Below are 14,651 nucleotides of genomic sequence, written 5' to 3'. Positions count from 1 at the left end.
CTGCAACACCGGCGACCCGGTCGGAACCGTGACGCTGTGGCGCGGCGACGGGTCGAGTCACCGTGGTGAGCCACTCGAGATCGGCCCGCGCGACGACCTGTACCTGACCACCGTGCGATCGTTCACCGCGGCCGTCCACGGCGAGGGCGAGGTGCTGGTCAGCGGCGAGGACGGCGTGGCCTCGCTCGCGGTCTCCCTGGCCGTCCTCGACAGCCTGCGCAGCGGGCGCCGGGTCGAGGTGGAGCCGGTGGGCCTGTGACCGGCGGCTCGGCTGACGCCGTCCTCACGGCTCACCGCGACTCTGGCTCGCGCGACACCGGCCGATGGTAGCGTCGAACGGCCGGACACGACCCGGGGGGTAGCACCGCATGAGCATCCGCGCCACCGAGAGCGCCCAGCCCGCCACGCAGCCGCGCCCGGTGACGCCCCTGAGCATGGCCGACGCGCCCGACGGTGTCATCGCCCGGTTCCGGGTGGTGCTCGATGCCCAACCGGAGGCCATCGCCGTCGCCGATGCCCAGCGCCGCCTCACGTATCGCAGTCTGGCCGCCGAGGCTGCCGGGGTCCTGCGCACCATCCGCGCCGCACGGGCCGACGGTCGGCTGGCACCGCGGTCGCCCGTGGCCCTGCTGCACCCTCACGAGTCGGGCGCGGTCGCTGCCCTGCTCGGCGTCCTCGCCTCCGGGCACCCCGTGGTGGTGCTCGACCCTCGGACGCCTGCGGCCCGCCTGAGCGTCTTCATCCAGCGCTCGGGTGCCACGACGTGCGTCGTCCACCCCGACACCGCCGAGGTCGGTGGTCAGGTCGCCGACCACCTGCTGCTCACCGGCATCGACCGCGTGCCGGACGACCCGGCGAGCCTGGCGGCGCTCTGGGAGCAGCCGCCCGACCCCGCATCACCCGCTGCGCTCGCCTTCACCTCCGGCTCGACCGGGGTTCCCAAGGTCGTCGTCAACGACCACCGCATGCTCACCCGTGACGCCTGGACCAACTCGATCGACACCGGCTGCTACGACGCGAACGACGTGGTGGCCCACACCCTCCCCCTCGCCTTCCACGCCGGTCTCATGGTCACCGTCGCCGGGCTGGTGGTCGGCTCCCGGATGGAGTTGTACGACGTCCGGGGCTCGGGGATCGCCGGGCTGCCGGCTTGGCTGCACCGGGTCGGCGCCACCGTGATGCACTCCAGCCCAGCCATTCTGCGGGCCTTCGTCGGCACCCGTCCCGACCCCGCCCTGCTGGCCGGTCTGCGGTCACTGACCATCGCCGGGGAGGCTGCCCACGGCCGGGACGTGGAGGCGGCCCGCGCGCTGCTGCCACCATCCTGCGTGGTGCGCAACCGGTACGGCTCGAGCGAGACCGGACTGATCGCCGAGTACGCGGTGCCCGCCGACCACCCGGTGCTGGACGGCCCGCTGCCGGTCGGCCATCCCGTGGGTGACACCGTGCTGCGCATCACCGCGGCCGACGGCGCCGAGCACCCGGACGGCGAGCCCGGGGTGCTGACCGTGACCACGGCGTTCATGGCCTCTGGGTACTTCAACGACCCGGAGAACACCGCGAAGTCCTTCACCCCCAACGCCGATGGCACCCGGACGTATCGCACCAGCGACGTCGGGGTGTTCGAGACCGGACCGGCCGGACGGGTGCTGCGGTTGCTGGGCCGGCGTGACCACAGCGTGAAGATCCGCGGCTACCTGGTCGAGCCCGGCGAGGTGGACGCCGCCCTGTTCACGCTGCCCGACGTCACCGAGGCCGTCACCGTGGCGGCGCTGCGACCGGGTGCCGACCCCGAGGACGGCGCCAAGCGGCTGGTGTCGTACGTGGTCTCCCGCGCCGAACAGCCCAGCGCGGCCGAGATCCGAAAGCGATTGCGGGGGCTCTTGGCCGGGCACATGGTGCCCGAGGTCGTGGTGTTCCTGACGGCCCTGCCGCGCACCGACCGGGGCAAACTCGACCGGGCTGCCCTGCCCGAGCCGCCCGCGATCGGCGGCCCGGAGACCTACGGCCCGATGAGCGACTGGGAACAGGCCGTGGCCGACGTCTGGGCCGGTGCGCTGGAACTGGAATCGGTCGGCCCGGACGACGACTTCTTCGAACTCGGCGGCGACTCGCTGGCCGCCGAGGCGGTGATGGCGGCGACGGTGACCGATCTGGGGGTCCCGGCGGGTCAGGTCACCGCGACGGTGCTGACCGAGGCCCCGACGGTGCGGGAGTATGCCGCACGGGTGCAACGCGCGCCGGATGCCCTCGGCGCCGTCTTGGTTCCGTTGCAGCGCACAGGGTCTCAGCCGCCCGTGTTCTTCATCGCCGGCGGTGGTGGGCTCGGCGTCGCCTTCGTCGCCCTGGCCCGCCGGCTCGGCGAGGACCAGCCGTCGTATGCGGTGCAGATGCACGGCATGGAGCGTCGGGGCCTACCCGACTGGACCGTGGGCCGCGCCGCCAAGCGCAACATCACCGTGATCAAGACGGTGCAGGCGCAGGGGCCGTACGTGCTCGCCGGGCACTCCTTCGGCGGCCTGGTGGCGCTGGAGATGGCCCACCAGTTGCGGGCCGCGGGAGAGCAGGTGTCCCTGCTCGCCGTGATCGACTCCTTCCCGCCCGAGCCGTCGATGCACCCCGCCCCGGAGCAACGCTCCCTGGTGCAGCGGGTCAAGGCCGGGATCGGTCTGGCCGCCACCGGCTGGGCGACGCCACCCGGCGGGGGCAACTACTGGCGCTTCTACGACCTCACCTCGTTCATCGGTCGGCACTACCGTGCCGCGCCGTACCCCGGCCGGGCCGTCGTCCTGGTGGCCGACTCCCCCGAGAAGGAGCAGCGCTCGGCCTGGGCACCCCATCTGACCGGCGACTGGAGCCTGGTCGACGTGGGTGGTGATCACCTGTCGATGCTTCGCGAGCCGCACGTCGTCGAGGTGGCGAAGGTGTTGCGCGACGCGCTGGGCTGACCTACGACCTGCTGTCATCCCGCCGCATTCCACCCGGATCACGTAGAGGTACTTTCGACACATGAGTGGTATTCATCCAGTAACCATGGGCGACAGGGGCCGGGTCGTCATCCCCGCCCAGGTCCGCGAGCGAGCCGGCCTCACACCAGGGACCCCGCTGATCCTGCTCGACACCCCCGGCGGGCTGGTGCTGCTCACCCGTAACCAGCTGCGAGATCGGGTCCGCTCCGATCTTGCCGGGCTGGATCTGGTGAACGACCTGATCGTCGAGCGCCGCCGGGCCGCGGCGACCGAAGACGCCGCATGACCGCCGTCCTCGACGTGGTGGCGGCCCTGCTCGACAGTTACGTCCTCACCGCAGACGCGGCCTGGGGCGAGTAGGGGCGCGTCCGCCAGATCCGCCCCCGACCGGATCACTCGGCCGGGTCAGCCGGGTAGGCGGTCGGCGATAACCTCGGCCAGGTGAACGGCGCGCCGTCCGGTGAGGGCCTCGATCTGGGTGCGGCACGAGAACCCGTCCGCCAGGGCGATCCCGCCGGGGTCGACCTCGGCCTGGGCGTCCAGCGCGGGCAACAACGAGGTCTCGGCAACCGCTACCGAGACGTCGTAATGCCCCTGCACCACACCGAAATTGCCCGCCAGGCCACAACAGCCACCCACTGCGGTGACATCGGCGCCCGCCCGGCTCAACAACGTGGCGTCCGCCTCGAACCCCATCACCGCATGCTGATGACAGTGCGGCTGGGCCACCGCTGAGATGCCGTCGAGCCGCGGCAGCAAAGAGGCATCCACCTCGCTCAACAGCTCGGCCAGCGTCTGCACCCGAACCGTCCGCCCGACCAGCTCGGCCGCGTCATCCCGGAACACCGCGGTGCACGATGGTTCCAGGCCGACGATGGGAATCTCTTGCGCTGCAACACCTTCGAGGGCCTGGACGCTGCGAGTGAGCAGTCGTCGAGCCACCGATCGCTGCCCGGTCGAGATCCAGGTCAAGCCGCAGCACTCGTCGCGTTCGGTCAGCTGCACGGTGAACCCGGCGGCCTCCAGCACTCGCACGGCAGCGATGCCGACCTGCGGGCTGAAGTGGTTGGTGAAGGTGTCCACCCACAGCAAGACGCCGCGGCCACCGCCACTCTGAGCCGGTGAGTGATCGGCAAACCAGCGGCGGAAGGTCCGGGGCGCGAACGCCGGCAGGGGTCGCCGGGCATCGATTCGGCCCAGCCGCTTCACCACCGAAGCCACGGATCCGTTGCCCAGCAAGCGATTCACGACCGTGGCACCGCGCGGCGAAGCGGTGGCCAGCCGCGCCCACAGCGGCAGCCAACCCAGGGCGTAGTGGTCCATCGGGCGCAGCCGGCCCCGGTAGGCCTGGTGCAGCACGAGGGACTTGTAGGCGGCCATGTCGACGCCGGTCGGGCAGTCCGAGGCACACCCCTTGCACGACAGGCACAGATCGAGGGCCTCGTGCACCTCGGGCGCCCGCCACCCACCGGTGATCAGCGTGCCGTTGACCATCTCCTGCAAGACCCGGGCTCGGCCCCGGGTCGAGTCCTTCTCGTCCCGGGTGGCCTGGTACGAGGGACACATCACGCCGCCGGCCGCCGTGGTGTCGGCCCGGCACTTGCCGACGCCGGTGCACCGGTGCACCTCGTCGGTGAGTGGATGCGGTGCCCGGCGCTGGGCGAGTCGCAGGTCGGCGTCCACGGCGGCGGGGCGGACGACGACCCCCGGGTTCAGCACGCCGTCCGGGTCGAAGATGTCCTTGACGTCGGCAAACAACGACAGCGCCGCCGGCGAGTACATCCGGGGCAGCAGCTCACTGCGCGCCCGGCCGTCGCCGTGTTCGCCGGACATCGACCCGCCGTGGGCGGCGACCAGATCGGCCGCATCGGTGAGGAAGGCGCGCAGCGCGCCGGGGCCGTCCCGCCCGTCGAGCGGCAGGTCGAGGCGGATGTGAAGGCAGCCGTCCCCGAAGTGGCCGTAGGGGATCCCGGTCAGATCGTGGGTGGTCAGCAAGGTGTCGAAGGCGCGCAGATAGGCACCCAGCTGGGCCGGCGGCACCGCCGAGTCCTCCCAGCCGGCGTGTGCCGGACGGTCTCGGGGACTGCGTGCGGACAGCCCGGCGCCGTCCTCCCGGATCCGCCACAGCGCCGCCGCCTCGCCGGGGTGCTCGACCACCCTGGACCCCAGGGCACCAGCCGCCGCCGTCACCCCGAGCGCGCGCGCCGCGAGCTCTCCCGGGTCGGCGCCGCCGAGTTCGACCATGAGCCACCCGGTTCCGGGCGGCAGGTCGGGGATCGCCCCGCCGCCGTGGGCCGCCCGCTGCGCCCGGACGACGTCCACGATGCGGGCGTCCAAGCCCTCGATCGCCACCGGGTCGAAGCCGAGCAGAGCCGGGACGGCGTCCGCAGCAGCCGCCATGTCGGGGTAACCGAGCACCACCAGCACGGTGTGTGCCGGTGCCTCCACCAGCCGCACCGTGGCCTCGCGGACCACGGCCAACGTGCCCTCGGTGCCCGCCAGGAATCGGGCCAGTGATGGATCTCGTTCCGGCAGAAGGTGTTCCATCGAGTAGCCGGAGACCTGCCGGCCGAACCGGCCGAATTCGGTCCGGATGGTCGCCAGGTTCGCCCGCACCAGCGCGGACAGGCTCGGGAGCAGCCCGTCGGCCCGGGCCGGGGTCTCGGTCTCGGTCATGATCTCGGCCATGGCCTCGGCCGGTGGCAGCAGCTCGGCACGCACCAGCGCACCGGACCCGGTCACCACCTCGAGGGCCACCACGTTGTCGGCCGTGCGGCCGTAGCCCAACGCGCGCGATCCGCAGGCGTTGTTGCCGATCATTCCGCCCAGGGTGGCCCGGTTGTGGGTCGAGGGGTCCGGCCCGAAGCGCAGTCCGTGGGGTGCGGCGGCGGCCTGCAACGTCGACAGCACGCACCCCGGTTGCACCCGCGCGGTCCGGGCGAGCGGGTCCAGGTCCAGCACCCGGTTCAGGCGACGGCTGGTGTCGATCACCAACCCCGGCCCGACGGCGTTGCCGGCGATGGAGGTCCCGGCGCCACGCAGCGTGAGAGGAACCCCGAGGGTGCGGCACACCTCGACCGCCGCGACGAGCTCATCCGGGTGTCGAGGGCAGGCGACCGCCTGCGGCACGACGCGATACAGCGAGGCATCGGAGGAGTACCGAGCCCGGTCACCGAGCTCTGCCGAGACCTCGCTCAGTCCCGCGCGACGCAGCGCACCGACGAGGTCGGTGACCTCACCGACCTCAGATGCCATCACCGCCGACACCCCGGGCTGCCGGGCGTCAGAACTGAGCCACCACGTCGACGACCACGACGAGGCTTTCCGACCCCGCGGCCGCCGCCGTGACGACGACCGCCCGGCTGCCGACCCGCGCTCCCTTCAGGGCCTCGGCGACCGTGAAGACCTGCTCGGCGGGTACCACCTCGACGCCCTTGCCCCAGGTGGTCTGGGTCTGCTTGCCGGTGGCCGTGTCGGTCTGGATGAACTGCAGCGCCAGCGACTTCTTCGGGTCGATCGTCGGCCCGGTTCCCTTGATGAGCAACGTGGACCGACTGGTCGAGGAGGCCGTGACACCCTTCACCGAGGTGATCTGGGGTTCCTTGCCGGCGACCGAGGTGACGCTCGGGTAGCCGGCAGGCGGCTTCACCGCGGTGCCGGAGGCACCGGCCTTGGCGTCGACGGCGCCCACGATGTCGACCACGAACAGCAACGGCTCGCCGGCCAACGGGTTGTCGGCTGCCGGGCTCGCTCCATAGGCCTCGGCCGCGGGGATCGACAACAGCACCCGAGAGCCGATCTTCTGGCCGACCAGACCGGTGTCCCAGCCCTTGATGACGCTCCCAGTGCCGATCTGGAACGAGGCCGGGGCCTTGCGGTCATAGGAGTTGTCGAAGATGTTGACCTTGCCGTCCTTGGGCTTCCAGGTCTGGCCCAGGTAGTTGGCCACCAGGGTCTGCCCCGTGGCCACCGTGGCGCCGGAACCGGTGACCAGCTGCTCGACGCGCAGGGTGGTCGGAGCGGCCGATGCGGGAACCGTGAGCGCCGGCTTCTGCCCGAAGTCGCCGGTGACCTTCACGCCGACCTTGGTCTCGCGCACCGGGCCGGTGACCGCGGGCACCGTGGGCGCGGCCGACGAGTCGACGGACTCAGATGCCGAGGCGCTCGCCGAAGCCGAGGCGGCCGACGACGAAGACGCCGTCTTCGTGTCGGAACCACCACCGCAGGCACTGAGCGCGGCGGCACCCACGACGAGGCAGCCCAGCAACCGGGCGGCGGAATGATCGATGCGGCGACGGCGGCCAGAACTCACGAGAACCTCGAACGGTCGAAGACGGGATGCAGGCCAACGCTACCGGGCGTGGCCGACGCGACAGGATCCGGCCCATGGTTCACGCCGGTCACGAGGCGGCCCGGGTGAGGTCGTGGACCGTGACGGAGCCGATCCTGGCCGCGGGGAAGGTGGCCTGCACCCAGGCCGAGATCTGGGACGACGCGCTGCCGCCTGGACCGGATCTACCGCCACCTCCACCCGGACCGCCTCCACCCGGACCACCTCCACCACTGATGAAGTAGTGGATCCGCTTCTGCGCGACCTGCTCCTGAAAGGCCGCCAGGGTCGGTGACGGGTCATTGCCGCCGAATCCACCGATCGACATCACCGGTAGACCGGTGGCCAACTGTGGCCCGGCAGCTGCCTGCGACCCGACGGCGGCGGCCACCCAGGTGAACGACGAGGCGTCCTGGCGCAGGGCGGCGACCAGCGCGGCGTCCACCGTCTCGGTCTGCAGACCATCGCCACCGGGCGGGCCGGGTCGAGCAGCTCCGCCGGGACCACCCCGCGCGAACGGGCCGGAGGCACCGGCCACCGGCGGCCCGGCCGTCGGGATCGATCCGCGGTGCCCGGTCGACACGGTCTGCAGCGAGTAGGCGGCCGGCCCGGCCAGCGCGGCCAGAACCGACGCCCCCACCACCACGGCCGCCACCCGCCTGCCGAACCGCGTGCGCAGCCAGGCCATCGCCGCCACCGCCACCGCCAGCAGCAGGCCGAAGAAGATCACCGCGGCGCGCGCCACCGGGTAGAACTGGGGGCTGCGCCCCCAGAGCACCCAGGCCCAGGTCACCGTCCCCGCGAGGATCACGGCCAGCAGGACGGCAGCCAGCTCCCCGCGGCGGGTGGGGTCGACGATCCGCCACAGATCGGTGACGCCCATCCCCACCAGAGCGGCGATGCCCGGCGCAAGGGTGATCGTGTAGTAGTCGTGATAGATCCCGGCCATGAAGCTGAACACCACCAGGTGCACCAGGAGGTAGCCGCCCCACAGCAGATAGGCCGCCCGCAGCCGGTCGGTGCGCGGCGACCGTCCTCGTAGCCACAGTCCTGCCACCAGCAGCACCAGGGCCGCGGGCAGCAGCCACGACACCTGACCTCCGCTGCCCGACTGGAACATCCGCAGCGCTCCCGTGGCGCCCCACATGCCGCCACCGGGGCCGCCACCTCCGCCCGGCATACCCCCCGGTCCGCCGGCCTCGTCACCGTTGAGCCGGCCCAGCCCGTTGAAGCCGAACACCAGCTCCAGCAGGCTGTTGTGCTCCGAGCCACCGACATAGGGCCGGGCGCTCGCCGGGATCAGCTCGATCGCCGCCACCCACCACCCACCAGCGACCACCATCGCGGCGAAGGCTCCGAGCAGCTGCACCAGCCGGCGCCGCATCGAGGTCGGTGCACAGACCAGATAGACCAGCACCAGCGCCGGGAGCACGAGGAACGCCTGCAGCATCTTGGTCAGGAAGGCCAACCCCACCAGGACGCCGCCCAGTAACACCCAGCGCGTGCTCGCCTGCTCGAGGGCTCGGACGATGGCATACACCGAACCGATCAACAGCAGGGTGAGCAGCGCATCGGGGTTGTTGAACCGGAACATCACCACGGCGACCGGTGTCAGCGCCATCACGGCACCGGCGAGCAGGGCCGCCGCCGGAGTGAACCAGCGGCGCACCGTCGCGTACACCAGCGCGGTCGAGGCCACCCCCATCACGGCCTGCGGCGCGAGCATGCTCCAGGAGTTCATGCCGAACAGCCGCGCCGACAGCGCCATCACCCACAGCGACAGCGGCGTCTTGTCGATCGAGATCGAATTGCCGGCATCCGCGGCCACGAAGAAGAACGATCGCCAGCTCACCGACCCGGCCTGAACGGCGGCGGCGTAGAAGGAGTTGGCCCAACCGGAGGCACTGAGCCCCCACAGGTGCAACACCGATGCGCCGAGCAGCAGCCCGGCCAGGGCGGGGCGCTCCCAGCGGGTTCGACCAGGTGAGGACGGCGGCAGGGGGGCTGCGGGCTCGTCGACTGCAGCCGCCTGGTCGACCAGAGACATGGCGTGATCCTCGATCATCGACCTGGGCATCCCATGGATGGAACCTGAGTGCCGGCTGGGAGGCGGTCGCGCCAACGGGCACGGTCGGCGGCGGGCGTCGGGGGCCGCCGCCGCCGACCGTGGTCTCAGGGGCGCCCTACCCGGGCGCCACGCCCCCTGGTCGGAGGGCCTATCAACTTTCTGTAATTGAGACATTACTGGGAGTGTTTAACGGATCGAAGAGAGTCCCCCTCGGACGTTCGGCGGAAAAGTCCACCCGGCCGTTACGCCGGTGGCCGTCACGGCCGAACGCTCGGCCGGCCTCACCACCGATGGGGGCGATAGTCCTTGAGGAAGACCCCGTACAGATCCACACCGGCCTCCCCCTGCACGATCGGGTCGTACACCCGAGCCGCGCCGTCCACCAGGTCGAGGGGGGCGTGAAAGCCCTCCTGCGCCAGCCGGATCTTCGTGTGATGCGGCCGTTCATCGGTGATCCACCCGGTGTCCACCGCGGTCATCAGGATGCGATCGGCCTCGAACAACTCGGCGGCACTGGTACGCACCATCATGTTGAGTGCCGCCTTGGCCATGTTGGTGTGCGGATGCCCCGGCCCCTTGTACCCGCGACCGAACACCCCCTCCATGGCCGAGACGTTGACGATGTACCGGCGCGCGGCCGAGGACGCCGCGAGCGCCGGGCGCAGCATGCTGACGAGGATGAACGGCGCGGTCTGGTTGCACAGCTGCACCTCGAGCAGTTCGAGCGCGTCCACCTGACCGACCACCTGGGTCCAGCTGTTGACGTCGGTGACATCGGGCAGCAACCCCCCGGCGTCCACCGCCGTTCCGCTCTCGTGGCGAGCCAGCGAGGCCGACCCCGCCACCATCGCCATCCGAGACCAGTCATCGGCCGAGACACCCTGGGGCACATGGGGTTGCTGATGGGCGGCGAGCGAACCGGCCAGGGCAGCGGGATGCGCCTCACTGATCCGGTCGAAGGTGAGCACCTCGGTGCCCCGGGCCAGCAGCTCCGGCTCCAGCGGCTGGGCCTCACCCGCCACCAACGCCGAGTACGAGCCCGGCGAGCGCCGCACCGTCTGGGCCGCATTGTTGATGATGATGTCCAACGGCCCTGCCGCCGAGACGGTCTCGGCCAACGAGACCACCTGCGAGGGGTCACGCAGGTCGATGCCGACGATGCGCAGCCGATGCATCCAGTCCGCGGCGTCCTCGCACGCAGCGAAGCGCCGCGCGGCGTCATGGGGGAACCGGGTGGTGATCGTGGTGTGCGCGCCGTCCCGCAGCAACCTCAGCGCGATATACATGCCGATCTTGGCCCGACCTCCGGTCAGCAGCGCTCGTCGGCCGGTCAGATCCGTTCTCGCCGTGCGCTTCTCGTGACTCATCGCGGCGCACTCGGGGCAGAGCTGGTGGTAGAAGGCGTCGACGACGGTGTAGTGCTGCTTGCAGATGTAGCAGGGTCGGGCCTTGACGTACTCCCCCGCGGTGGCGCCCGGTGCGCTGGAGACCAGCGGGATGCCCGCGGTCTCGTCGTCGATCCGTTGCGGGCTCCCCGTGGCCGTCGCCTGGAGCACCGCCCGGTCGGCGGACGAGACCGCCTCACGGCGCGCCGTCCGCCGGTCCTGCTTGTACTGCTTGTAGATCGAGGCCGTCGCCCGGCGGATCGCCACGGCGTCGGCGTGATCGGGCGGTAACTCGTGCACCGCGGCCAGCACCGCGAGCGCGCGCGCCATGTCGTCGGCGTTCACCCGCGCGACGCCGGTCGCCGCATCGGGCGGCCCGGCCTCGTCCAGCGGAGCTGGCCGCACGCCGTCCAGCGGCAGCTCGGGGCGGGGCGGGTGGGGGCGCTGCCGACGCGGGGCGTCGGTCGACCGGGAAGCCTGGGGCACCCGGCCACGGTAACCCGATGCCCGAAGATCACGGCGGCGGTACGGTCGAGAGATGGACGAGCGCACCTGGTCGGTGATGACCACGATCCAGCAGTTCATGGACGAAGCCCTGGAGGCGGTCCGGGCGCAGGGTCAGGGCGAGGCCGGGCCGAAGCTCACCACCACCTTGCAGAGCCACCTCGGGCGGCCTCCCGCCGAACTGCCGGTGGTACGCCTCGACATTCCCCCGCACCAGTTCGTCAATCTCGACATCGCAATGGCCGCCCTGGTCGAGCAGCACGGCGGCGGCGAGGTGATCGGTGTCGGCGGCGGCGACCAGCGCCATCACCAGACCATGGGCGATCTGCTCGCCGAACGCGGGCAGTGGAGCACCCCCGTCGGGGCGGTCGATCGCACCCGGCTCGAGACCGGGCCCGACACCTCTCGCGAGGCCGTGGGGATGGGGATCCACCTGTTCCGCTACGACGGCGTCCCGGTGGCGGCCTACCAGCGGCGCATCCAGCCGCAGTTCGGTGGCACCACCTCGCTCGAGGTGGTCGCGGCCGAGCCGGTCAGCGAGGCCCTGCTGGCCGACGTCCGGGCGTTGATGGTCGAGCGCAGCGTCTACCGCGGCAAGGTGCTCGGCTTCGGCTTGACCGACGCCATGTACGGTCCGAGCGCCGGCGGCATCGCCTTCCTGCCCCGCCCCGACGTCGCCGCGGCCGATGTCGTGCTGCCGGACGGCGCGCTGGTCCGGCTGGAGCGACACGTCGCCGGGACGGCTCGTCACCGCGAGCGGCTGCGCGCCGCGGGTCAGCACCTCAAGCGCGGGCTCCTGCTCTACGGCCCACCCGGAACCGGCAAGACCCACACCGTGCGCTACCTGCTCAGCCGGCTGCCCGAGGTCACCTCGGTGGTGCTGGCCGGCAACGCACTCGGCCTGGTCGCCGAGGCCACCCAACTGGCCCAGGCGTTGCAGCCGGCGATCGTCGTGATGGAGGACGTCGACCTGATCGCCGAGCACCGCGAGATGCACCTGGGACCGCAGCCGTTGTTGTTCACGCTGCTGGATGCCATGGACGGGCTGAGCAGCGATGCGGACGTCGCCTTCGTGTTGACCACCAACCGCGCCGATCTCTTGGAGTCGGCGCTGAGCCAGCGCCCCGGACGCGTCGACCTCGCCGCCGAGGTGCCGTTGCCCGACCACGCCTCCCGGCGCCGGTTGCTGGATCTGTACGCCCGGGGACTGCCGGTGACACCCGACGCCCTGGACGCCGCCGCGGCGCGCAGTGAGGGTGTGACGGCCAGCTTCTTCAAGGAGCTGACCCGGCGCGCCGTGCTGCTGGCGGCCGATGCCGACCGAGACGTGGACGACGCTCAGTTGGCCGCCGCTCTGGACGAGATGCTCGCCGACGACGAGCGGCTGACCCGGGTGCTGTTGGGCAGTGCGCCGACCTCCCCGGAGCTGGAACCGCCCGGCTCCCACGGTGGTTGGTCGATGTTCAACGGCTGAGAGCGTGCCTCGGCGAGCGCTCAGGCCACGGCCAGCACCAGGACGGCGATGTCGTCGCGGTTCTCGCTGAAGTCGGTGACGGCGTCGACCACCTGATCGGCGACCGCATCGGCCAGCAGAGCCGCCGCCGCCTGGCCGGTGTGCCCGCGCAAGCCGGAGGCCGCCGAGGCCAGGGTCCAGGCCAGCCGCTCCTCGCCGAACTCGACCCCGCCGCGCCGCGCCTCGGTGACCCCGTCGGTGTAGGCGACCATGACCTCACCGGGTGCCAGATCGACGCTCACCTCTTCGATGTCGACCAAAGGCAGGATGCCCAGCGCGGTGCCGCTGCGCCCGATCGCCTCGATCCGCCCGTCGGTGCGGCGCACCAGGGGCGCCGGATGACCCCCCAGAGCCACGGTGAGCCGTACCCCGAGCCGCGACGGCGCGATCGGGTCCCCATCGTCGAGTTCGCCGATCCTGCCGTAGACGACGGTGCAGAACCGCTCCGGCTCGGCCTCCACCAGCAGGGCCTGGTTGAGCTGCTCGATCACTTGTTTCGGACCCCAGCCCTGCGCGCTCAGGGTTCGGGCGGTGTACCGCGCCATGGAGGTGACCACGGCGGCGTGAACGCCCTTGCCCGCGACGTCACCGAGCACGAAGGCCCAATCCCCACCCAGTGCCTGGTGAACGTCGTAGAAGTCGCCGCTGACCTGGGTTCCCTGCCCGGCCGGCAACGATCGCGCCGCCAGGTGGACCCTCGGCACGGCCGGCAGGGACGCCGGCCGCAGGCTGGTCTGCAGCACCGTCGCCAGGTGGGTCTCGGCGTCCAGCAGTTCGCGCAACCGGCGCTCGGTCTCGGTGCGCTGGGTGACGTCACGCAAGACCATGAGCCGGCCGGCCTCCTGCCCGGTGCGGTCGGTCAGCGAGCTGAGCTGGACGGCGAGGTGGATCGCGGTGTGGCCGGGTCGGCCGAGGTGGTCGGCGGTGGTCGAGATCTCCTCCTGGCGCGAGATGCCGGGGCGATGCGCCTCGACCGGGCCGGCCAGCGGGGGCAGCAACGCCGTCACGTAGCGTCCGACGATCTGGGAACGCGGAAGGCCGAGCAGGCCGGTGGCGGCGGGATTGGAGTCGATCACCCGGTTGTAGGCGTCCAGCACCATCACCGCGTCGGACATCTGCTCCATCACGGCGCTGCGGGCGATCGGCACCAGGTCGAGCAGCCCCACCCGGAAGAAGCCCCAGACCAGCACCACCATGAGCAGCACGAACAGGAACGGCGTCGGATCGGTGTACACCACGCCCTTGAGATAGAGCGCATTGCCGGCCAGCGGGGTGAGGGCGGCGACGATCACGATGCCCGCCGGACGGCGGTACGGCCGAGCCAGCCGGGCCAACCGCCAGACCAGCAGGGACAAGGCACTGACCAGCACGACGTAGCTGTAGGCCGAGTGGGCGTAGAACAACGGCCCGGGCTCCGCCAAAGGCCAATCGGTGTTGACCTTCATGGTCTTCGGGTTGTAGACGAGCATCAGGGAGTGCAGCTGGGGCACACTGAGAATCACCACCACAACCAGCGGCTCCAACGCGAGCAGAGCCAGCGCGCGCGTCGTCAGGTGGCGACCTTGACCGGTGTACTCCACGGCGAAGGCCAGCAGCGCGGGGATCAGAGTCCCGATCCCGACATACTTCACGGTCGACCAGAAGGTTGCCGGACCGGTTTGCCTCGTGGTGGTCTCGATGGCGTAGCCGGCTGAGAAGACAAAGCTGGCCACCAGCGCCACGAAGAGGGCGTACGCCGCCGGCGCCCGCCGCTGACGCCACACGTAAGCAGCCATGGCGAGGTAGGCCGCGCCACCGATGAGTAGGCCGGCCGCAATGAAGACGTTCCTGGTCATGCACCTCCCGCCCAGCCGGTGAGGACTTCATGTCTCTGAATCGATTC

8 protein-coding genes are annotated in these 14,651 nt (G+C 71.4%); 3 read left to right on the top strand and 5 right to left on the bottom strand.

All coding sequences use genetic code 11. The features are described from left to right. Positions 1-368 precede the first annotated feature (368 nt). Positions 369-2,948, top strand: coding sequence for an AMP-binding protein (locus IPK24_03975; protein ID MBK8074728.1), 2,580 nt, complete (start codon positions 369-371; stop codon positions 2,946-2,948). A 61-nt stretch (positions 2,949-3,009) separates the two neighbouring features. Further along, positions 3,010-3,255: an AbrB/MazE/SpoVT family DNA-binding domain-containing protein gene (locus IPK24_03970; GenBank protein MBK8074727.1), complete on the top strand. Its 246-nt coding sequence runs from the start codon at positions 3,010-3,012 to the stop codon at positions 3,253-3,255. A 119-nt stretch (positions 3,256-3,374) separates the two neighbouring features. Here the strand turns inward: IPK24_03970 and IPK24_03965 are convergent, their stop codons facing one another. The 4 genes from IPK24_03965 to IPK24_03950 all read right to left on the bottom strand — a co-directional run bounded on the left by IPK24_03965 (position 3,375) and on the right by IPK24_03950 (position 11,082). Continuing rightward, on the bottom strand, positions 3,375-6,224 hold the full coding sequence (locus tag IPK24_03965) for an FAD-binding protein (GenBank protein ID MBK8074726.1): 2,850 nt from the start codon (positions 6,222-6,224) through the stop codon (positions 3,375-3,377). A gap of 28 nt (positions 6,225-6,252) precedes the next feature. After that, positions 6,253-7,281 (bottom strand): FKBP-type peptidyl-prolyl cis-trans isomerase, encoded by a 1,029-nt coding sequence (locus tag IPK24_03960; GenBank protein ID MBK8074725.1) that lies wholly within the window; start codon positions 7,279-7,281, stop codon positions 6,253-6,255. Between the two features lie 88 nt (positions 7,282-7,369). After that, a complete protein-coding gene (locus IPK24_03955; GenBank protein MBK8074724.1) occupies positions 7,370-9,346 on the bottom strand; it encodes a glycosyltransferase family 39 protein in 1,977 nt (658 codons plus the stop codon). Between the two features lie 302 nt (positions 9,347-9,648). Next, a complete protein-coding gene (locus IPK24_03950; protein MBK8074723.1) occupies positions 9,649-11,082 on the bottom strand; it encodes an SDR family NAD(P)-dependent oxidoreductase in 1,434 nt (477 codons plus the stop codon). Positions 11,083-11,290: 208 nt separating this feature from the next. On the opposite strand from IPK24_03950, the gene IPK24_03945 reads away from it, so the two are divergent. Continuing rightward, positions 11,291-12,730, top strand: coding sequence for a 26S protease regulatory subunit (locus tag IPK24_03945; protein MBK8074722.1), 1,440 nt, complete (start codon positions 11,291-11,293; stop codon positions 12,728-12,730). 20 nt (positions 12,731-12,750) lie between these two features. Here the strand turns inward: IPK24_03945 and IPK24_03940 are convergent, their stop codons facing one another. Further along, complete coding sequence (locus tag IPK24_03940; protein MBK8074721.1) at positions 12,751-14,604, bottom strand: SpoIIE family protein phosphatase; 1,854 nt, start codon at positions 14,602-14,604, stop codon at positions 12,751-12,753. Positions 14,605-14,651 lie beyond the last annotated feature (47 nt).

This window comes from Kineosporiaceae bacterium (assembly GCA_016713225.1).
Taxonomy (GTDB): domain Bacteria; phylum Actinomycetota; class Actinomycetes; order Actinomycetales; family Kineosporiaceae; genus JADJPO01.
Note: the sequence above shows the minus strand (reverse complement) of the source record. Positions and strands in the feature narration are given on the sequence as shown.